Annotated in this window: 16 protein-coding genes, 1 other RNA gene and 1 pseudogene; 4 read left to right on the forward strand and 14 right to left on the reverse strand. The window is 46.9% G+C overall.

All coding sequences use genetic code 11. The features are described 5' to 3' along the window. The 14 genes and pseudogenes from B0G85_RS03155 to gyrA all read right to left on the reverse strand — a co-directional run bounded on the left by B0G85_RS03155 (position 1) and on the right by gyrA (position 16,452). Positions 1–423, reverse strand: a complete 423-nt coding sequence (locus B0G85_RS03155; RefSeq protein WP_100378965.1) for a ComEA family DNA-binding protein — start codon at positions 421–423, stop codon at positions 1–3. A gap of 94 nt (positions 424–517) precedes the next feature. After that, positions 518–1,540, reverse strand: coding sequence for an ADP-glyceromanno-heptose 6-epimerase (gene rfaD / locus B0G85_RS03160; protein ID WP_100378966.1), 1,023 nt, complete (start codon positions 1,538–1,540; stop codon positions 518–520). After that, positions 1,537–2,466 carry a D-glycero-beta-D-manno-heptose-7-phosphate kinase gene (rfaE1, locus tag B0G85_RS03165; protein ID WP_100378967.1) on the reverse strand — a complete coding sequence of 310 codons (930 nt, stop codon included), beginning with the start codon at positions 2,464–2,466 and terminating at the stop codon, positions 1,537–1,539. Before rfaE1 ends, rfaD begins: the two co-directional genes overlap by 4 nt. Positions 2,467–2,509: 43 nt before the next feature. Further along, positions 2,510–3,874 carry a UDP-glucose dehydrogenase family protein gene (locus B0G85_RS03170; RefSeq protein ID WP_100378968.1) on the reverse strand — a complete coding sequence of 455 codons (1,365 nt, stop codon included), beginning with the start codon at positions 3,872–3,874 and terminating at the stop codon, positions 2,510–2,512. A 34-nt stretch (positions 3,875–3,908) separates the two neighbouring features. After that, positions 3,909–5,120: a lipopolysaccharide assembly protein LapB gene (gene lapB, locus B0G85_RS03175; protein ID WP_100378969.1), complete on the reverse strand. Its 1,212-nt coding sequence runs from the start codon at positions 5,118–5,120 to the stop codon at positions 3,909–3,911. 106 nt (positions 5,121–5,226) lie between these two features. Next, positions 5,227–5,523: pseudogene (locus B0G85_RS03180) on the reverse strand (integration host factor subunit beta); the annotation flags it as partial. A gap of 52 nt (positions 5,524–5,575) precedes the next feature. Beyond that, positions 5,576–7,249: a 30S ribosomal protein S1 gene (rpsA, locus tag B0G85_RS03185; RefSeq protein WP_100378971.1), complete on the reverse strand. Its 1,674-nt coding sequence runs from the start codon at positions 7,247–7,249 to the stop codon at positions 5,576–5,578. A gap of 181 nt (positions 7,250–7,430) precedes the next feature. Continuing rightward, entirely contained in the window at positions 7,431–8,084 is a 654-nt protein-coding gene (gene cmk / locus B0G85_RS03190; protein ID WP_100378972.1) for a (d)CMP kinase, read from the reverse strand. 13 nt (positions 8,085–8,097) lie between these two features. Further along, positions 8,098–9,426: a 3-phosphoshikimate 1-carboxyvinyltransferase gene (aroA, locus tag B0G85_RS03195; RefSeq protein WP_100378973.1), complete on the reverse strand. Its 1,329-nt coding sequence runs from the start codon at positions 9,424–9,426 to the stop codon at positions 8,098–8,100. Continuing rightward, complete coding sequence (locus B0G85_RS03200; RefSeq protein ID WP_415836276.1) at positions 9,426–10,298, reverse strand: prephenate dehydrogenase; 873 nt, start codon at positions 10,296–10,298, stop codon at positions 9,426–9,428. Before B0G85_RS03200 ends, aroA begins: the two co-directional genes overlap by 1 nt. Positions 10,299–10,303: 5 nt before the next feature. Next, a complete protein-coding gene (gene hisC, locus B0G85_RS03205) occupies positions 10,304–11,443 on the reverse strand; it encodes a histidinol-phosphate transaminase (RefSeq protein WP_100378975.1) in 1,140 nt (379 codons plus the stop codon). 35 nt (positions 11,444–11,478) lie between these two features. Further along, positions 11,479–12,570 (reverse strand): prephenate dehydratase, encoded by a 1,092-nt coding sequence (gene pheA, locus B0G85_RS03210; RefSeq protein ID WP_100378976.1) that lies wholly within the window; start codon positions 12,568–12,570, stop codon positions 11,479–11,481. After that, on the reverse strand, positions 12,570–13,667 hold the full coding sequence (gene serC / locus B0G85_RS03215; protein WP_100378977.1) for a 3-phosphoserine/phosphohydroxythreonine transaminase: 1,098 nt from the start codon (positions 13,665–13,667) through the stop codon (positions 12,570–12,572). Before serC ends, pheA begins: the two co-directional genes overlap by 1 nt. Positions 13,668–13,698: 31 nt before the next feature. After that, positions 13,699–16,452, reverse strand: coding sequence for a DNA gyrase subunit A (gene gyrA / locus B0G85_RS03220; protein ID WP_100378978.1), 2,754 nt, complete (start codon positions 16,450–16,452; stop codon positions 13,699–13,701). A gap of 157 nt (positions 16,453–16,609) precedes the next feature. Here gyrA and ompA point away from each other — a divergent pair, with 157 nt between their 5' ends. The 4 genes from ompA (at position 16,610) to ssrA (ending at position 19,081) form a co-directional block, all read left to right on the forward strand. Continuing rightward, the gene (gene ompA, locus B0G85_RS03225) at positions 16,610–17,188 is read left to right on the forward strand and encodes an outer membrane protein OmpA (RefSeq protein WP_100378979.1); all 579 of its coding nucleotides are present in this window, start codon (positions 16,610–16,612) and stop codon (positions 17,186–17,188) included. A gap of 93 nt (positions 17,189–17,281) precedes the next feature. Next, a complete protein-coding gene (gene ubiG / locus B0G85_RS03230; protein WP_100378980.1) occupies positions 17,282–17,971 on the forward strand; it encodes a bifunctional 2-polyprenyl-6-hydroxyphenol methylase/3-demethylubiquinol 3-O-methyltransferase UbiG in 690 nt (229 codons plus the stop codon). Then, a complete protein-coding gene (locus B0G85_RS03235; protein WP_100378981.1) occupies positions 17,968–18,663 on the forward strand; it encodes an HAD family hydrolase in 696 nt (231 codons plus the stop codon). Before ubiG ends, B0G85_RS03235 begins: the two co-directional genes overlap by 4 nt. A gap of 59 nt (positions 18,664–18,722) precedes the next feature. After that, positions 18,723–19,081: a transfer-messenger RNA gene (gene ssrA / locus B0G85_RS03240) on the forward strand. Positions 19,082–19,169 lie beyond the last annotated feature (88 nt).

Genomic DNA, 19,169 nt, shown 5'->3' on the forward strand with positions numbered 1-19,169 from the left:
CTAATTTCGACGATTTGGAACGCCTCGATCCGAACTATTACGAGAACCGTTTTGGCTGCGTGAGCCCCGTCTAGTAGAGCTTGTGCCCTCTTTAACGGTACGGCTATTAGGCTCACGAAAGGAGCCTGGTGCCTCAATAGTTAAACCGTTGTCCACCATTTTTTCCACTGATTTCATACCAATGCCACGAACCCGCTTTTGTAGATCATTGGCATCTTGAAAATGTCCCCCATCCAATCGCTCAGCAATGATTGTTTTTGCCTTAGACGGTCCGATGCCTTTGATACTTTCCAGTTCCGACTGGGTCGCGGTATTGACGTTGATCGGCGTAGCACCGCTTAAACCTGAAACTGCCAACATTACTGAAAATACTAATGCCTGCAAAAGACCGTGGGCGTTGCCAAAATTTAATGATCGACTCATTCTCTCTCCATCTGTGAATAAAAAATCCACTTGCAGAAATTGCAAGTGGATCAGTTAAAACGAGTACAAAGAGAAATTGTTGACTACTTTTACATCACGAAAGAGGGCTTGCTAAGAAATCAGCATTGGCTGACAGCCAAGTAATATAGCGACTGACACCCTGCTCCACATTCAAAAAGGGTTCGCCGTAGCCCGCAGCTCGCAACTTTGTTAAATCCGCCTGAGTGAAGCACTGATACTTTCCTTTGAGCGCCTCCGGAAAAGGAATGTACTCAATTGCCTTTTCTTTGACTAAGTCCTCTAAGCTTGCAGCCTTTACTTGATTGATCTTACGCATGGCATTAGCTACCGCATGTGCCACATCATTAAAAGGTTGCGCATGACCACTACCAAGGTTAAAAATGCCACTAATTTCAGGGTGATCTAAAAAGTATAGATTAACCTTAACAACATCCTCTACCGAGACAAAGTCGCGGCTTTGCTCACCAGCAGCATAACCACCGTACTCACCAAACAGCTTCACCTGACCATTAGCCTTGTACTGGTGATATTGGTGAAAGGCTACCGAAGCCATACGACCTTTGTGCGACTCTCTAGGTCCGTATACATTAAAGTAACGAAAACCCACTACCTGTGCAGTATTAGACTTTTCGGCAAAACGCTTACGCATTACTTGATCAAATAAAAACTTTGAGTAGCCATAAATATTGAGCGGTTTCTCATGTTCACGACTCTCGACAAATACGTCGGAGCCCCCATAGGTTGCTGCTGATGAAGCATATAACAGCTGTACTTTTTGCTCCGTACAAATATCTAGGAGATCCATGGTGTAGCGAAAGTTATTCGCCATCATGAAAATTCCATCCGTTTCCATTGTGTCTGAACAAGCCCCCTCATGAAACACCGCCTTAATCTTGCCCAATCTACCGCTTTTGAATGCCTCTAAAAACGCATCTTTATCTAGATAGTCAATAATGTCTAAATCAGCGAGGTTGCGGTATTTGTCTGCAGGTCGCAAATCATCGACGGCAATAATATTTTTTTCACCACGAGCATTAAGAGCCTGAACAATATTGGCACCAATAAACCCAGCAGCACCGGTTACGATAATCGTCATTGCAATTCCTCTGAAGTCACTGTGGCAGTCCCCAATTTACCGACCACAATACTACCCGCACGATTGGCTAGAGCCATCGCTCTTTCTAGTGGCCACTGAGCCGCTAAAGCGACTGCTAGCGTAGCAATCACCGTATCACCAGCCCCGGATACATCAAACACTTCGCGTGCCTGCGCCTTGACATGACTAACGCCTGCTTCGGTATAAAGGCTCATCCCCTCTTCAGAGCGCGTCAACAATAAAGCCTCGAGATCTAAAGATCGACGTAGGGCCTGCGCTTTTTGCGTAAGCTCTTCTTCACTTGACCATCGACCAACCACTTGACGAAGTTCGCTGCGATTTGGGGTTAACACGGTAGCCCCACGATATTTAGCATAGTCGTCACCCTTGGGGTCAACTAGGATCATTTTCTTCTGAGCACGCGCCTGTTTAATCATGAGAGCCACCTGACCTAGCGCACCTTTGCCATAGTCAGACAAAATAACGACATCTGCATTACCTACTAGCTTTTCGTATCGCTCTAATTTATGGGCTAAGGCTGCCTCACTAGGTACCTCCTCAAAATCTAAGCGAATCAGCTGTTGCTGCCTAGCAATTACCCTTAACTTCACAGTCGTTGGAACCTTGGGATCGATTTCTAGCTGACTATCGACATCGCTCGACTGTAGTAATTCGGAAATACGCTTGCCCGCCTCATCATCACCCACTACGCCCAAGATAGTGGTCTGAGCACCTAGCGCGGCTACGTTACGGGCAACGTTAGCGGCTCCACCTAAGCGCTCATCTATCTTGCCTACTTGAACCACCGGCACTGGTGCTTCTGGTGAAATACGACTGGTATCGCCAAACCAATAGCGATCTAACATTACGTCACCCACCACCAGTAACCGGGCTTTAGAAAATTGTTCTGGGTTTGCTTTTTCCACGAGGTAACTTATTTTTTCTGAATGTTCACTAAATACGAATGGATTAATTATGACGACCAATACCCTGATACTCAATACCTAATTCTTGCATAGCTTGAGGCTCATAGAGATTTCTTCCATCGAAAATAATTGGGCTCTTTAATTTAGCCTTCATAAGATCAAAATCTGGACTTCTAAATGCCTTCCACTCCGTCACAATGACCAAAGCATCACAGCCTTCCACAGCAGACATTGGGTCATCAATCAAAGAGACTCTTTTCAAGCCATCTGGATTGCCTGCAAAGTCCAATTCCAGACAATGTTTAGCTTCTGGCATCGCAACTGGATCATGAGCTACTACGTGGGCACCACGCTTGACCAACTCTTGAATAATGACTCGGCTAGGCGCTTCACGCATATCGTCAGTATTCGGCTTAAATGCCAAGCCCCACAAAGCAAACTTTTTCCCCGAAAGATCTTTACCAAAGCGTTTTTCGATCTTCTCAACCAAAATATATTTCTGGGCTTGATTGACTGCTTCGACAGCATCTAGAATTTTGAGATCTCTGCCGTACTCAATTGCTGTTTTGCTAAGGGCCAATACATCCTTTGGAAAGCATGAGCCGCCATAACCTGTTCCTGAATACAAAAACCCATGACCAATACGAGAATCTGAGCCAATTCCTTGGCGGACAGCTTCAATATCAGCACCCACTAAATCAGCTAAGTTAGCCAACTCGTTCATAAAAGAGATGCGTGTTGCCAGCATGGCGTTAGCGGCATACTTGGTCAACTCTGCACTTTTTACATCCATGTAATAGGTGCGCTCATGATGACGATTAAAGGGGGCATAGAGTTTGCGCATCTGCTCTTTGGCGCGTACGCTTGCAGGTGTATTTTGAGTACCAATCACAATGCGGTCAGGCCGCATAAAGTCCTCTACTGCCGCACCTTCTTTCAAAAATTCTGGATTTGAAACGACTGAACATAGATCTGACGATAAATGACGTTTCGTCAACTCTTCTACAATGGCTGCAGTGACCTTTTCAGCAGTGCCTACAGGAACTGTAGATTTATCGACGATTACCTTTGGGCTAGTCATATGACGTCCAATATTGCGCGCTGCCGCTACTACATACTGCAAATCTGCTGATCCATCCTCATCAGGGGGAGTACCTACCGCAATAAATTGAATGTCGCCATGAGCAACTGAGGCGGCAATATCAGTAGAAAACTGCAAGCGACCTGCAGTACGATTACGCTCGATCATTTCTTTGAGACCAGGCTCATAAATAGGAACACCACCCGAGTTTAGTATTTCAATTTTTTTAGGATCCACATCCAAACAAAAAACATGATTACCCTGCTCCGCTAGACAAGCGCCAGTGACTAAACCAACGTAACCGCTACCAATGATTGTGACTTTCAAGATATCTCCAAGTGTTTAAGTATCTGAGCTTTAATTACATTGAGGGTCCACTGGGTACAGCGCCCTCATTACGTCTTGGTGAATAAGCCTCCCAATGGTTGCAACCTGGGCATTGCCAATAAAAACGTCGTGCACGAAAGCCGCAATTACCGCAGGTATAGCGAGCCAGACTAGTCGTACGTTGTTTCAATAAACTCAGTGTCGCTACTAAATCAGAAATTCTTTCTGGTGTGCCATTACTCTCAGCTAACATCAAGCGAGTCTCAGCTAACTTAGACAAAGCACTCAAGCTAGGTGCATATTGCATTACATCCACCAACATAGCCTCAGCAGCTTTAGCACCCCGAATTTGGGTCATATGCTTTTGAACAATATCTAGCAATTCGCCAGACGCCTGAGTTTTTAGTAGCGCATCCAACACACTTAATCCTTGCTCCGCCTTATCCAGGCTTGAGTGTGCGGCCATCCAGCGATCTGCCAACAAATGCATGTACGCAGGATGGTTGGCCGCTATAACACTCCAAGCCTCTATTGCTTGCGCTGGACGTTCAAGCGCCATGAAGTAATCGCCTCGTAAGATCAATCCGCGAGCATGATTAGGCACTGCCTGCAGTGCCAGTGCGATGGTTTGCTCAGCCTCAGATAAATCTTTCCGTCTAAGCGCCTCCTGACCTATCTCGCAATAAAACTGAGCAATTTCAACGCGGTGTGGTTTGCCCTGCAAACTCTCTAGCTCACTTGCAGCAACAATTGCCTTGTGCCACTCGCGCTCGATCTGATACATCTCCAATAAGCTCTCTTTGGCGGGGGCGGAAAACTTACCTTCGCCCACACGATTTAAAGAGGCCTCCGCCCGATCCAATAAGCCCGCTCTTAAAAAATCACGGCCTAGCTCGTATGCAGCGTGATCACGATCTCGCGGCTTTAAATCATCACGATTCGCAAGGTGCTGATGCACCCGAATCGCACGCTCAGTTTCACCGCGACGGCGGAATAAACTTCCCAAAGAAAAATGTAACTCAATTGTTTCAGGGTCGAGCTGTGCAATCTTGACCAGAGTCTCAATAGCTTGATCAGGCTGCTCATTTAATAAAAGACTCAAACCTTTAAATGTGGAACGTTGTTGTCGCATCCGCTCACGCTCATCCATACGATTTTCAAGACGCAAATCCCAACGTGATGCTAGCCATCCGATGCCAAATAATATCGGCAGTATTAACAGCCATGAGGTAGCGATCTGAATCATGACTCAACGGCTCAATAAAAAAATGGCCCGAACGGACCACTGGGTGAATGTAACGCGGCTAACCACCAGAACCCTCTTTGGGGCTCACTTGCTTAAGCGGCTTGTAATCAACACGCTCGCGAAGTTCTTTACCAGGCTTAAAGTGGGGAACTCGCTTCTCTGGGATGAGTACTTTCTCACCAGATTTAGGATTACGCCCAGTACGCGCGGGACGATGATGCAACACAAAACTACCAACACCACGTAACTCAATACGCTTACCTTCGGCCAAGGCATGAGTCATGGTGTCCAATAAAGTCTTTACAGCCAACTCGACATCCCTAGGCAGCAACTGGGGAAACTGCTCCGCCAAACTCTCTACCAACTCTGAGCGAGTAATTGCTTGTTGCTCTTGATCTGACATGGTCTATCAATGACAAAACGCCGCTCCCTACAAAGGAAGCGGCGATCTTGATTTAGCCCTTACTGTCCATCTTTGCTTTTAACAAAGCACCCAAGTTGGTTGTGCCGGACTGCGCATCACCCTGGAGCTTGCTCATTGCATCTTGCTGGTCAGTACTGTCTTTTGCTTTGATTGAAAGATTGATCACGCGTGATTTACGATCAATATTAATGATCATGGCAGTAACACTATCGCCCTCTTTCAATACATTGCGTGCATCTTCAACACGATCGGTTGAGATTTCTGAAGCACGTAAGTAAGCCTCAACTTCATCAGCCAAGTGAATGGTTGCGCCCTTAGCATCAACTGCTTTTACAGTGCCAGTAACGAGGCTACCCTTGTCACTCACTGATGTGTAGTTGTTGAATGGGTCACCAGACAATTGCTTAATACCAAGAGAGATGCGCTCTTTCTCAACATCAATGGCCAATACCGTAGCTTCGACTTCATCACCCTTTTTGTATCTCTTAACAGCCTCTTCTCCTGGCTCATTCCATGAAAGGTCTGAGAGGTGAACCAAGCCATCGATACCGCCAGGCAAACCAATGAATACACCAAAATCAGTGATCGATTTGATTGCACCGGTGAGTTTGTCACCTTTTTGCTGGCCACGTGCAAACTCATCCCATGGATTTGCTTTGCACTGCTTGATGCCCAAGCTAATACGACGCTTATCTTCATCAATATCCAGAACCATCACTTCAACTTCAGTTCCTAGTGCGGTTGCTTTGCTTGGAGCAACGTTCTTGTTTGTCCAATCCATTTCGGAAACGTGTACCAAACCTTCGATACCACTTTCGATTTCAACAAACGCGCCGTAATCAGTCAAGTTAGTTACCTTGCCGAATAAGCGAGTATTTGGTGGGTAGCGACGAGCGATACCAACCCAAGGATCATCACCAAGCTGCTTCACACCGAGTGAAACACGGTTCTTCTCTTGGTCGAACTTCAAGATCTTTGCGGTAACTTCTTGACCTACAGTCAACATCTCGCTTGGGTGACGCACGCGACGCCATGCCAAATCGGTAATGTGCAGGAGGCCATCGATACCACCCAGGTCAACGAATGCGCCGTAGTCCGTAATATTTTTCACGATACCTACAACAACGCTACCTTCTTTAAGGTTAGACATCAACTTCGCACGCTCTTCACCTTGGCTAGCTTCTACAACCGCGCGACGTGACAACACTACGTTGTTACGCTTACGATCAAGCTTGATAACCTTAAACTCCATGGTCTTGCCTTCATAAGGAGTTGTATCCTTAATTGGGCGCGTATCTACGAGTGATCCAGGCAAGAATGCGCGGATGCCGTTAACCATGACAGTCAAGCCGCCTTTAACCTTACCAGTAACAGTACCAGTAACGATTTCCGCCTGCTCGAGTGCCTTTTCCAAATTCATCCATGAAGCCAAACGCTTAGCTTTGTCACGGGAAAGGATGGTGTCGCCATAGCCGTTTTCAAGTGCGTCGATCGCAACTGAAACGAAATCACCGGGAGCTACTTCAATCTCGCCAGCGTCGTTATGGAATTCTTCAACAGGAATAAACGCTTCAGACTTTAAGCCAGCGTTAACAACGACGAAGTTATGGTCGATGCGAAGGACTTCAGCCGAAATAACTTGGCCGGTCTTCATATTCGATCGGGTTAATGATTCTTCAAATAATTCTGCAAATGATTCAGACATGTATATTCACTTTGTGCCGCCAGAAGATCCGACGGGTTAGGTTATAAAAGCCTTAAGAAACACGCTAAATTAGATAATCGCGTTGTAGAGTTTCTAAAGACACCAAAACTACTGCTTTACTACACACTGCTTTACTGCAAACTGCTTTACTGCGAACTGCATTACACACTACTCAAGCAACCTAAGTTTGATACCAGCCTAAGACCGCCTGAACTGCTTGATCTATCGATAGTTCTGAAGTTTCCAGCACTTTCGCGCCCTCCGCGACTGCAAGAGGTGCAGTTCCTCGACTGCTATCTCGAGCATCACGCTCTTCTAAATCGCTCAATAAGTTAACTAGTTTAGCAGGAATTCCCTTAGCTATCAATTGCTTATGTCGACGTTCTGATCTGGCTAGCACCGTTGCGGTCAAAAAAACCTTGAGCGTTGCGTCAGGGAAAATCACCGTTGCCATATCTCGCCCATCAGCTACCAGGCCTGGGGACCGTCTAAAACCATGCTGAACAGCCACCAGGGCATCTCTTACTTCGGGGTGAACGGCAATCTTAGAGGCCCGCAAGCCTACCTCCTCAGTACGGATTGCCTCCGTCACATCTTCAGCATTTAGCAAAACTCGACCATTTTTAAATGAAATAAGCATTTTTTGGGCTAAAAAGCCTAATTCAGGGCCATTTTCGGGGTCAATTGCTGCTTTTTGACTACCCAAGGCAACTAAGCGATAGAGCGCCCCACTGTCCAAATAATGAAAGCCTAGCTTTTCAGCCACCAGGGATGCAACCGTCCCTTTTCCAGAGGCTGTTGGGCCATCAATTGCAATCACTGGGGCTAAGTTCATGGCAATAAAGGTGTTAACTGACGACCACAGCAAATTCTGCAAAATAAGCGGGGAAGGTCTTGGCAACACAATCAGGATCGTTAATCTTCAGCGGATTTGGTCCAAAAGCCGCTAAAGAGAAGCACATTGCCATACGATGGTCATCGTAGGTATCGATGCCCTCTGGCGGTGATCGCCAATCAGCCAGGGTCATGGGAGCTTCTACTTCGATATAGTCATCCCCCTCTTGAACTACTGCCCCTAATTTTTTAAGCTCTTTTGCCATTGCTGCGATACGATCCGTCTCTTTCACGCGCCAACTGGCAATGCCATTCAAGCGCGTTTTTCCCTCTGCAAATAGTGCGGCAACAGCAAGCGTCATTGCCGCATCGGGAATTTCAGTGCAATTGATCGTAATGGCATTCAGTTTGCCACTGGCATTTTGAACACCAGCAACCTCAATCCAACCATCACCTGCAGTAATTTTTGCCCCCATAAGTGCCAATGCATCGGCAAAAGCAACGTCGCCCTGAATACTGTCGCTACCAACCCCCAGCACCCGGACAGGTCCACGACCAATTGCCCCTAATGCCAAAAAATAGGATGCAGAAGAGGCATCGCCTTCAACCAGTATCGCTCCAGGGCTTTGATAAACGGCACCCGATGTATTTGCGGGAATGACAAAAGATTGTGCATCCGGGCAATCTACGAGTACTCCAAATCGAGCCATTAATTTAAGGGTAATCTCGATATAAGGACGAGAAATCAGCTCGCCAATGACTTCAATTCTGACTGGCTCTTTTGCCACCAAAGGCAAAGCCATCAGCAGCGCCGTCAAAAACTGACTAGACACATCGCCGCGCACTTTCACAATATCTTGGATATTAATCTGGGATGTAGAAATTTGGATGGGCGGATAACCAGCCTGTAACTCATAAGTAATTTCTGCGCCAATTTGACGTAGCCCGTCCACCAAATCACGAATAGGACGCTCATGCATTCTGGCTACGCCTGATAGGCGGTAGTTACCACTTTGCATGGCCAATGCTGCCGTCAACGGCCGGATAGCAGTCCCTGCATTGCCCATCAAAAGATCTGCCTCGCGTACTGGAAATTGGCCACTACACCCCTTAATAATGCAGATGTGGTGATCCTGGTCTGTCACTGAAATACCCAACTGACGCAAGGCGTTTCGCATCACTTTCGTATCGTCCGCATCTAATAAATTATGGAGTGTAGTAGTGCCAGAGGAAAGGGCCGCTAACAATAACGCTCGATTGGAAATGCTTTTTGAACCAGGCAAAACAATCTCGCCATGCGCATGTCTAAATGGACCGATCTGAATACTAGAAGAACTGCTCATTAAAGGGTATCCAAATCTTGACGGGCCTGACTTGCTTTTTTGAATAACTTTTCAATAGCGGCGCCGTCGTTTTCAGCAATTAATTGGCGCATATGGCCAACAACTAATAAGTACTGATCAAGCTCTTTTAGAATTGAAGTGCGATTCCCCAGGCAAATATCCCGCCACATTTCAGGGCTAGAAGCAGCAATGCGAGTGAAATCTTTAAAGCCAGCGCCAATATGCTCTAACTTTTGATCTACGTCTTCTGAATTAATGATGCTCACCATCAAGGCATAAGACAAGATGTGCGGCAAGTGTGACACTGCTGCATAGATCGCATCATGCTGCACACAAGAAATCTTTTTTACCCGTGCGCCGACTGACCTCCAAAAGCCCTCAATCAGATCGGTGTCCTGCAGTGAGTTTTCTTGCAATGGGCAAATGATAGTTTGCTTATCCTGAAATAAATCAGCCTTAGCAGCATTAGCACCATGCTGTGCCCCACCAGCAATTGGATGTGCTGGAACAAACTGGCAAGCCTTCTTACCTAAAATTTCTTTGGCTGCCAGAATCACATCCCCTTTGGTGCTGCCAGCATCAGTCAACATTGTCCGAGGCTGAAGATGGGGCTCCATGATTTCAAAGGCTGCTCGCATTTGTGCAACGGGAACGCAAAGCACAATCACATCAGATTGTTTAGCGGCCCCTACAAGATCAACCACTTGATCGATTGCACCCATCTTCAGGGCTCGCTCTGTATTGGCTGTACTACGCCCAACCCCTAATACCGTATTGACAACACCTGCTTGTTTCAAAGCCAAGCCAAGTGAGGCGCCAATCAGACCAACGCCCACAATAGTGACGGTTCCGTAGTTAACTTTTGAATTCATCACCGTCATCCAGTCAGTACTTTATTCTGCGCGACGATATCCCGCAACGCATGAATAAATGCCGCGTTTTCCTCTTGTAGTCCGATCGAAATTCGCAACCACTGTGGCAAACCATAATTTCCTACCGGCCGGACGATGATTCCACGTTTTAACAATTCTAGATTCATGCGATTACCTGCGTCATCGTCATCACCTACTTTGACTAAAACAAAGTTTCCAGCCGAGGGAAGATAAGACAGATCAAGGGCATCAAATGCCTCGGTCAACTGAGCTAAGCCAGCACGATTAAGCTCAAATCCTTGCTGCAAAAATTCTACATCCTGGAATGCGGCAATTGCTGCAGCTTGCGCAAGGCTATTAACGTTAAATGGCTGACGTATGCGATTGAGTAAATCTGTCAGCGGAGGCTGCGCTACTCCGTAACCAATACGCAAACCAGCTAAACCATATGCTTTAGAAAAACTACGCGACAGGATCATATTAGGAAAGCGCTTGATCCAAGCAATAGCATCGTAACGTTGCTCTACAGGCAGATACTCGTTATATGCCTCATCTAAAACCACCACAACGTGTGCTGGTACTGCCAGCAGGAATGCTTCAATTTCTTGAGCGCTCAAGTAACTGCCGGTAGGATTATTGGGGTTTGCAACGAACACCAGCTTTGCCTTATCACCAGAAGCCTCAATAGCGCTTAGCATGGTAGGTAAGTCATGGCCATAGCTAGCTGTTGGGGCAACTTCAATCGCTTTTGCGCCAACGGCTTGGGTTGCTAGTGGGTAAACCGCAAAGGCATGTCGCGAAAAAATAACCTCATCACCAGCTTGCGCGACAGCACGAGCCGCCAACTCTAAAATATCGTTACTGCCATTGCCTAAAGTTACCCAGCCCGAGGGAACTCCAAGACGCTCAGACAGTACTTTTTTTAATTCAAAACCATTGGAGTCAGGGTAACGACCCAAATCACCAGCAGCCTTGAGCATTGCCTCTTGCGCGGACTTCGGCATACCAAGAGGGTTCTCATTCGAAGCAAGTTTGACAATTTTAGCTTCATCCAAACCATACTCCCGAGCAACCTCACTAATAGGGCGCCCTCCAACGTATGGCGCAATTGCCTGAATATGTTTTAAACCGAGCTTAGTTGTCATGATAGAAATAGATCGCTTTTGTTCTCACTCAGCGCTTACACAGAATGCGGATACGAACCCAGGTTTTTATAAAAGGCTGCCATTGCTTTTAATTCATTCAAAGCTTTGCTTACTTTTGCATCCTCAGCATGGCCAGCCACATCAATATAAAAGTGATATTCCCAAGTGCCCTTACGTGCAGGCCGAGACTCAAATCGATTCATCGAAACTCCATGCTTTGCAAGAGGCTCCAAGAGACGATGCACAGCACCAGGCTGATTATCGACTGACAGCACTAAGGAAGTTTGATCCTGACCAGTGGACTGACATGCGTAGTGACCAATGACAACGAAGCGTGTACGGTTATGGGGATCATCTTGAATTTGCGAAGCTACTACCTGCAGCCCATAAGCTACTTGCGCAGGAATACCTGCGATTGCTGCCAAACTAGGATCACCCGCTGCCATGCGCGCTGCCTCTGCATTACTACTTACTGCTTGACGCTTAAGATGAGGTGCATGTTCACTCAACCATTGTTGGCACTGAGCCAAAGCTTGGGCGTGAGCACAAACAGTAGTCACCCCATTTAATTCTCCAGTCGCCGTTAATAAATGATGATGGATGGGTAGTACTAACTCGCCACTAATGCGCATAGTAGAGTCTAAAAGCAGGTCTAGCGTTCTTGAAACAGCACCTTCACTAGAATTCTCGACAGGCACAACACCAAATTGGGCTGCGCCCTTCTCAACCGCCCTGAATACTTCATCCAAACTATTGCAAGGAAGGCCCGCTATGGAGTGACCAAAATAAGTCTGTGCTGCTTGCTCTGAAAATGTGCCAATCGGCCCAAGGTAGGCAATAGTCTGGCGAGCTTCCAGAGCTCTACAGGCCGACATCACTTCGCGCCATATTGCAGCGATACCGTCTGGTAGCAAAGGGCCTTGATTGGTCTCTTGCAACTTCGCTATTACCTGACGCTCGCGCTCTGGCCTAAAGACGGGCGAGGCAAAGCCCCCTTTAATATGACCAACTTCTTGCGCAGCTTGAGCGCGCTGAGTCAGCAACTCTAAGATCTGCGCATCTAATGCATCAATCTTGTCGCGAATAGGCGCTAAGCGCTGTTCTTCAGAGCTCACTTTTGAATTCATTAAGCACGCCTTTCAAAGTCACGCATAAATTCCACTAGAGCTTGCACACCTTCTAGTGGCATCGCGTTATAAATACTAGCGCGCATACCGCCAGCCGCTTTATGGCCCCGCAAAGCAACCAACCCTGCAGCATTTGATTGCGCCAGAAATGCTGCATTGAGGCTTTCATCTTTCAAGAAAAAAGTTACGTTCATTCTGGATCGATATGCCTTAGTGACTCGATTCTCATACAAGCTGCTTTGATCCAAAAAGCTATAAAGTAAATTTGCTTTTTCTTGATTTTGTTTTTCTATTGCTTGCACGCCGCCTTGCGCTAGCAACCACTTAAAGCCAAGACCAGCCATATAAATAGAAAAGGTAGGGGGCGTATTGAGCATCGATTGCGTAGCAGCCTGCTTTGACCAATCCCAAATAGATGGCGTGATGCTCATGCTGTGACCCATTAAATCTTTACGTACGATCACAATCGTTACGCCAGACGGACCAATATTTTTTTGAGCGCCACCAAACCACACTCCGCATTTGGTGACGTCTATTTCACGGGAGAGAATATTGCTAGAAATATCAGCAACCAACAACCGACCACCGACTTCAGGCACCCCCGGAAACTCTACGCCACCGATAGTCTCATTCGCACAGTAATGCACATAGGCAGCATCATCCGATAGCGACCAGGAAGCTTCATCAGGAATCGTGTTAAATATTTCCAGCGCCGAGGTAGCGGCTAAATGTGCCGCTCCATATTTTTCAGCCTCTTTATAAGATTTTTCTGACCAGATCCCTGTGACCAAAAAATCAGCTTTGGGGCCGTTCTTTCCAAGTGCCATTAGATTCATTGGTATGGCGGCATTTTGACCTAAACCACCCCCTTGAAGAAGCAAAATCTCATATGAATCTGGGATGCCCATCAAGGTGCGCAGGTCATGCAACACCTCTTCGTAAAGCGCCATAAACTCTTTACCGCGGTGACTGACTTCCATGACGCTGGCACCCAAGCCTTGCCAATTAAGCATCTCGCTAGCAGCCTGCTTTAGTACCACCTCCGGTAAAGCCGCAGGCCCCGCAGCAAAGTTAAAAATACGGCGGTCAAACGTCATGATGAATTATTTACCCCTAGGCCAACGCAGATTAAGCATCACCGGCCTCGTTGGAAGCGGTATCAATCATTGGATCTGCAGAAATTTCTCCCTCTTGGGCATCATCTAAATCATTTTCATCATCTGAATCGCCTTCAGCAATGCGCTGTAAGCCAGACAAACGCGTGCCCTCATCCACATTAATCAAGGTAACCCCTTGAGTTGCGCGACCCATCTCACGAATTTCAGAAACGCGTGTGCGCACCAAAATACCGCCAGTGGTAATCAGCATGATCTGGTCTTCCGGGGACACTAATGCAGCAGCGACTACTTTACCGTTTCGGTCTGAGGTCTGAATAGCGATCATGCCTTTTGTTCCGCGGCCATGGCGAGTGTATTCACCAATTGGGGTGCGCTTACCGAAACCATTTTCCGTTGCAGTCAGAACACTATTTGGAACGGCGCTCTCATTAGTTTCGCCAGCTGTTGCTTCAGCACCAGCACCAGCACCAGCACCAGCACCAGAAACTACAGCATCATCAGTTGCCTCTGCTGGAGCAACCAGCATAGCGATGACTTGGTGGCCCTCACCCAAATTCATACCACGTACACCACGTGCTGTTCGACCCATTGGGCGAACATCATTCTCATCAAAGCGTACTGCTTTTCCGGCATCCGAGAACAACATCACGTCATGCTTGCCGTCCGTAATAGCAGCACCAACCAAAAAGTCATTTTCATTTAAATCTACAGCAATGATTCCGGCTTTGCGAGGGTTTGAAAAGTCAGACAAGCGAGTCTTCTTTACAGTTCCTAAGCTGGTAGCCATAAAGACATACTGATCATCCTGATACCCCTTGATTGGAAGAATCACTGTAATCTTTTCACCCTCAATTAAGGGGAACATATTCACGATAGGCTTACCACGCGAGGTCCGGCTACCCTGAGGGACTTCCCAGACCTTGAGCCAATACATACGGCCACGATCCGAGAAACACAAGATGATGTCGTGCGTATTAGCGACAAAAAGTGTCTCAATCCAGTCTTCATTTTTAGTTGCGGCAGCCTGCTTTCCGCGACCACCACGCTTTTGCGCACGGTACTCACTCAGCGGCTGACTCTTCATGTAACCCGTATTGGAAAGAGTGACCACCATATCTTGCGGAGTAATCAGATCTTCTGTGAACAGCTCTGTCGCATTCATCTCAATAAATGAGCGTCGACCGCTATCTCCACCAGCAATACCAAACTCAGCTTGAACTTCCTTTAATTCGGTTTCAATTACCGAAGTAACACGCTCGGGCTTTGCTAGTAAATCAAGTAAGTCAGAAATTTCTTCCATCACCACTTTGTACTCGTTGACAATCTTGTCTTGCTCAAGACCTGTCAAGCGTTGTAAGCGCATTTGTAGAATTTCTTGCGCCTGACTATCTGACAGGCGATACAAGCCAGTCGTCTGCATTCCATACTCTGGTAGTAGACCCTCTGGTCGATAGGCATTGCGGCCGCCTGGAGTATCTGTCTCTGCGCGTGCTAACATCTCACGCACCATGGACGAATCCCAGGCCTGACTCATTAAGCCACTCTTGGCTACAACAGGATTAGCAGCTGCTTTAATGATGGCGATGAACTCATCAATATTGGCTAAAGCAACCGCTAAGCCCTCGAGGACATGACCTCGCTCACGTGCTTTGCGTAACTCAAAAATAGTGCGGCGAGTAACGACTTCGCGACGATGCTGCAAGAAGTACTCGAGCATTTGCTTGAGGTTCAACAGGCGTGGCTGGTTATCTACCAACGCCACCATATTCATACCGAAGTTATCCTGCAGCTGAGTGCCCTTATATAAATTATTAAGCACTACTTCAGGCACTTCTCCACGCTTTAGCTCAATGACCACGCGCATGCCTGACTTATCAGACTCATCACGCAAATCAGAAATACCTTCAATCTTCTTCTCATTGACCAACTCGGCAATGCGCTCAAGCAAGTTCTTCTTGTTCACTTGGTATGGCAACTCATCAACGATGATGGATTGACGTGAGCCTTTATCCAGATCTTCAAAGTGGGTTTTGGCCCGCATTACCACGCGACCTCGCCCAGTGCGATAACCCTCGCGCACTCCTTGAACGCCATAGATAATCCCGGCAGTAGGAAAATCCGGAGCTGGAACAATCTCAATCAGCTCATCAATCGTGCAATCTGGGTTGTGCAACACATATAGACAGGCTGTAACTACCTCATCTAAGTTATGGGGTGGAATGTTGGTCGCCATGCCGACTGCAATGCCTGAACTGCCATTAATGAGCAAATTAGGTACTTTTGCAGGAAGAATCAAGGGTTCCCGCTCGCTACCGTCGTAGTTTGGCCCGAAATCGACTGTTTCCTTGTCTAGATCAGCAAGTAACTCATGAGCAATCTTACGCAGGCGAATCTCGGTATATCGCATCGCGGCGGCATTATCACCATCCACAGAGCCAAAGTTACCCTGTCCATCAACCAGCATATAGCGCAATGAGAAGTCTTGGGCCATCCGAACGATGGTGTCATACACCGCAGAGTCGCCATGGGGATGGTATTTACCAATCACATCGCCAACTATACGAGCAGATTTCTTGTAAGCGCGGTTCCAATCGTTGTTTAATTCATACATCGCGAATAAAACACGTCTGTGGACTGGTTTTAGGCCATCACGTACGTCTGGTAAGGCTCTGCCGACGATCACGCTCATTGCGTAGTCCAGATAGGACCTTTTCATTTCGTCTTCGAGGGATATTGGTAGTGTTTCTTTAGCGGCTTGTTCCATTTATAAATAATATCATTTTGATGACTGCTAGCCCCTATGCTAATATTCTGACAGTTTGTAAGAAATTGAGATGTGTCGCTTTGCAGTTATTTGCTTCAAAGTAGGGCGAATTACATTTAAGTTTGACTTTAATTAAAAGAGATTTTTGAGGACAAAAATGAACAAAACCCTAAAACTGATGCTTGCTTCTGTTATTACCGTTTCTGCTTCTGCAGCAATGGCTTCTGATAACTGGGTAAACAGCTCTAATTTGAATTGGAAGAACGGCGACGGCACATTGTGCTGGCGTGACAACAACTGGACTCCCGCAACTGCTTCTGCAAATTGCGATGGCTGGTTAGCCCCTAAAAAAGCTGCTGCTGCCCCTGCAGTAACTCAGAGCAAAATCACTTTACAAGCTGATACTTTGTATGATTTTGACAAAGCCACATTGAAGCCAGAAGGCAAGGCTACTTTAGATAAAATCGCTAAAGACTTAGGCAAGATCAAGTTAGAAGTAATTATTGCTGTTGGTAATACCGACAGCGTTGGTACAGATGCTTACAATATGGCCCTAGGTCAGCGTCGTGCTCAGTCCGTTAAAGCTTACTTAGTAAGCAAAGGCGTTGATGGTAGCCGTGTTTACACAGAATCAAAAGGTAAGAGCAACCCAGTTGCAAGTAATGCAACTGCTGAAGGTCGCTCCAAGAACCGTCGTACCGACATCGAAGTTGTTGGTACAGCCGCTGTTAAGTAATTCTTTTTACTTGTAAAAAAGCCCGCTTCTGCGGGCTTTTTTATTTCCGCTATATTCGTATTTCACTCTCCTTCGCCAAAGGCATCAATCACTATGAACGTCGATCAGTCAGAAATCGCTAAATTTAGTGCTCTAGCACACCGTTGGTGGGATCCCAATAGTGAATTTAAACCACTGCATGCCATCAATCCCCTGCGCCTGAATTGGATTAAGTCTATTGTCGACCTTCAAGGCAAGCGGGTTTTAGATGTGGGCTGTGGTGGCGGCATTTTGGCTGAATCCATCGCTCAGTCCGGCGCTCAGACATGCGGCATTGATTTATCTGAAAGAGCCCTTAAAGTTGCTGAGCTCCACGCTCTAGAGGTTGGGGCAAGTCTTCTGTATCGCGCTATATCTGCTGAAGCATTGGCTGAAGAGGAGCCAGAGCAGTATGACGTTGTCACTTGCATGGAAATGCTGGAGCATGTTCCGGATCCCGCATCCGTAGTCAAAGCCTGTGCAAAGCTGTGCAAGCCCGGTGGTACCCTGTTTTTTAGCACCCTTAATCGCAATCCAAAGTCTTACCTATTTGCCATTATTGGCGCTGAATACATCCTCAGAATGCTGCCCAAAGGTACCCACGAATACGCAAAATTCATTAAACCTTCAGAGTTAGTCTCATTTACTCGCCAGGCTAAGTTAGAGATGCTACAAATGAAAGGGATGAGCTACAACCCCTTCACTCAAGTCTACAGTTTGGGTGCTGATGTTGATGTTAATTACATGGTTGCCGTGCGCAAATGACTGACAGGCTAATCAGCCCTTACAGCGGGGTATTTTTTGACCTTGACGGCACCCTAGCTGATACCGCGCCGGATCTAGTTGCGGCCGCCAATCAACTCCTCATTGCGCGTAAGCTCGAACCCAAACCTTACGAATTACTTCGTCCAAGAGCCTCCGCAGGAGCCAGAGGTCTTATTTTCGGGGCATTTGCTATGGGTACGGATCACCCGGACTTTAATGCCCTGCGCGATGAATTTTTCAGTAATTATGAAAAAGCGCTCCTTGTTAACAGCAAATTATTTGATGGGATAGCCCATTTACTGGACCAGTTGGATGCTGCGCAAACACCTTGGGGCATTATCACCAATAAAAGTGAACGATTTACCAAGCCCTTGACTGATCTGATGGGATTGCGTCAGAGAGCCGTAGCGACAATTTCAGGGGATACCACACCCTACTCAAAACCCCACCCAGAACCTATCTTGCATGCCGCCAGAATCGCTAATGTCGACCCTACAAAGGCTTTGTATGTTGGAGACGACATTCGAGACATCGTGGCAGGCAGGGCGGCGGGTATGAAAACCATTGCAGCGGCCTATGGCTATTGCGGATGTGATGAACCTCCGCAGGAATGGGGGGCGGATTATTTAATTGAGCACCCGAGTGAACTAATGCAAATCATCTATCCCAGCAGGGATATGACCTCAATTTAAAGATATCCAACAAATTGAGATCGAAAGCCTTAAAATAGAATATCCAATGCTTTCACTCTGGGGCCGACATGGTTTCGACGTGGGTTACGAAGCATCAAGGGCATACCGAGGACCCGTTATCTCGTAAATCAATGGGAATGTAATAACTGCAAACGACGAACGTTTCGCACTAGCCGCTTAATTGCGGTTGCCCCTGAACTGATTCTCTCTTGGGTCAGGTAGCGCAAGCTACATCAGGGTCATTTACAAGAGATAAGATTATTTCGCGTCACGAGGAATAGTTCGAAAATTTAGTGAATCGCCAGCGTGGAACATGTCAGTCTGTGACTAGCTAGCTAAATTAAATGATATGACTAAGTATGTAGAACTTGTTGTAGAGGATTTGCGGACGCGGGTTCGATTCCCGCCGGCTCCACCATTTTGTAGTACGTAACAGTCTAACGCCACCCACCAGGGTGGCGTTTTTCTTTATAGATAAAGGCCTGCACGTCCATTGTGGTCTTTCT

The sequence above is a fragment of the Polynucleobacter brandtiae genome, assembly GCF_002797575.1.
Taxonomy (GTDB): Bacteria; Pseudomonadota; Gammaproteobacteria; order Burkholderiales; family Burkholderiaceae; genus Polynucleobacter; species Polynucleobacter brandtiae.

Bases quoted from the DNA above. Each gene is read 5' to 3' on its own strand.
- B0G85_RS03155 (WP_100378965.1), bottom strand. From the start codon at position 423: ATGAGTCGATCATTAAATTTTGGCAACGCCCACGGTCTTTTGCAGGCA.
- rfaD (WP_100378966.1), bottom strand. From the start codon at position 1,540: ATGACGATTATCGTAACCGGTGCTGCTGGGTTTATTGGTGCCAATATT.
- lapB (WP_100378969.1), bottom strand. From the start codon at position 5,120: ATGATTCAGATCGCTACCTCATGGCTGTTAATACTGCCGATATTATTT.
- rpsA (WP_100378971.1), bottom strand. From the start codon at position 7,249: ATGTCTGAATCATTTGCAGAATTATTTGAAGAATCATTAACCCGATCG.
- cmk (WP_100378972.1), bottom strand. From the start codon at position 8,084: ATGAACTTAGCCCCAGTGATTGCAATTGATGGCCCAACAGCCTCTGGA.
- aroA (WP_100378973.1), bottom strand. From the start codon at position 9,426: ATGAGCAGTTCTTCTAGTATTCAGATCGGTCCATTTAGACATGCGCAT.
- B0G85_RS03200 (WP_415836276.1), bottom strand. From the start codon at position 10,298: ATGAATTCAAAAGTTAACTACGGAACCGTCACTATTGTGGGCGTTGGT.
- hisC (WP_100378975.1), bottom strand. From the start codon at position 11,443: ATGACAACTAAGCTCGGTTTAAAACATATTCAGGCAATTGCGCCATAC.
- pheA (WP_100378976.1), bottom strand. From the start codon at position 12,570: ATGAATTCAAAAGTGAGCTCTGAAGAACAGCGCTTAGCGCCTATTCGC.
- serC (WP_100378977.1), bottom strand. From the start codon at position 13,667: ATGACGTTTGACCGCCGTATTTTTAACTTTGCTGCGGGGCCTGCGGCT.
- gyrA (WP_100378978.1), bottom strand. From the start codon at position 16,452: ATGGAACAAGCCGCTAAAGAAACACTACCAATATCCCTCGAAGACGAA.
- ompA (WP_100378979.1), top strand. From the start codon at position 16,610: ATGAACAAAACCCTAAAACTGATGCTTGCTTCTGTTATTACCGTTTCT.
- ubiG (WP_100378980.1), top strand. From the start codon at position 17,282: ATGAACGTCGATCAGTCAGAAATCGCTAAATTTAGTGCTCTAGCACAC.
- B0G85_RS03235 (WP_100378981.1), top strand. From the start codon at position 17,968: ATGACTGACAGGCTAATCAGCCCTTACAGCGGGGTATTTTTTGACCTT.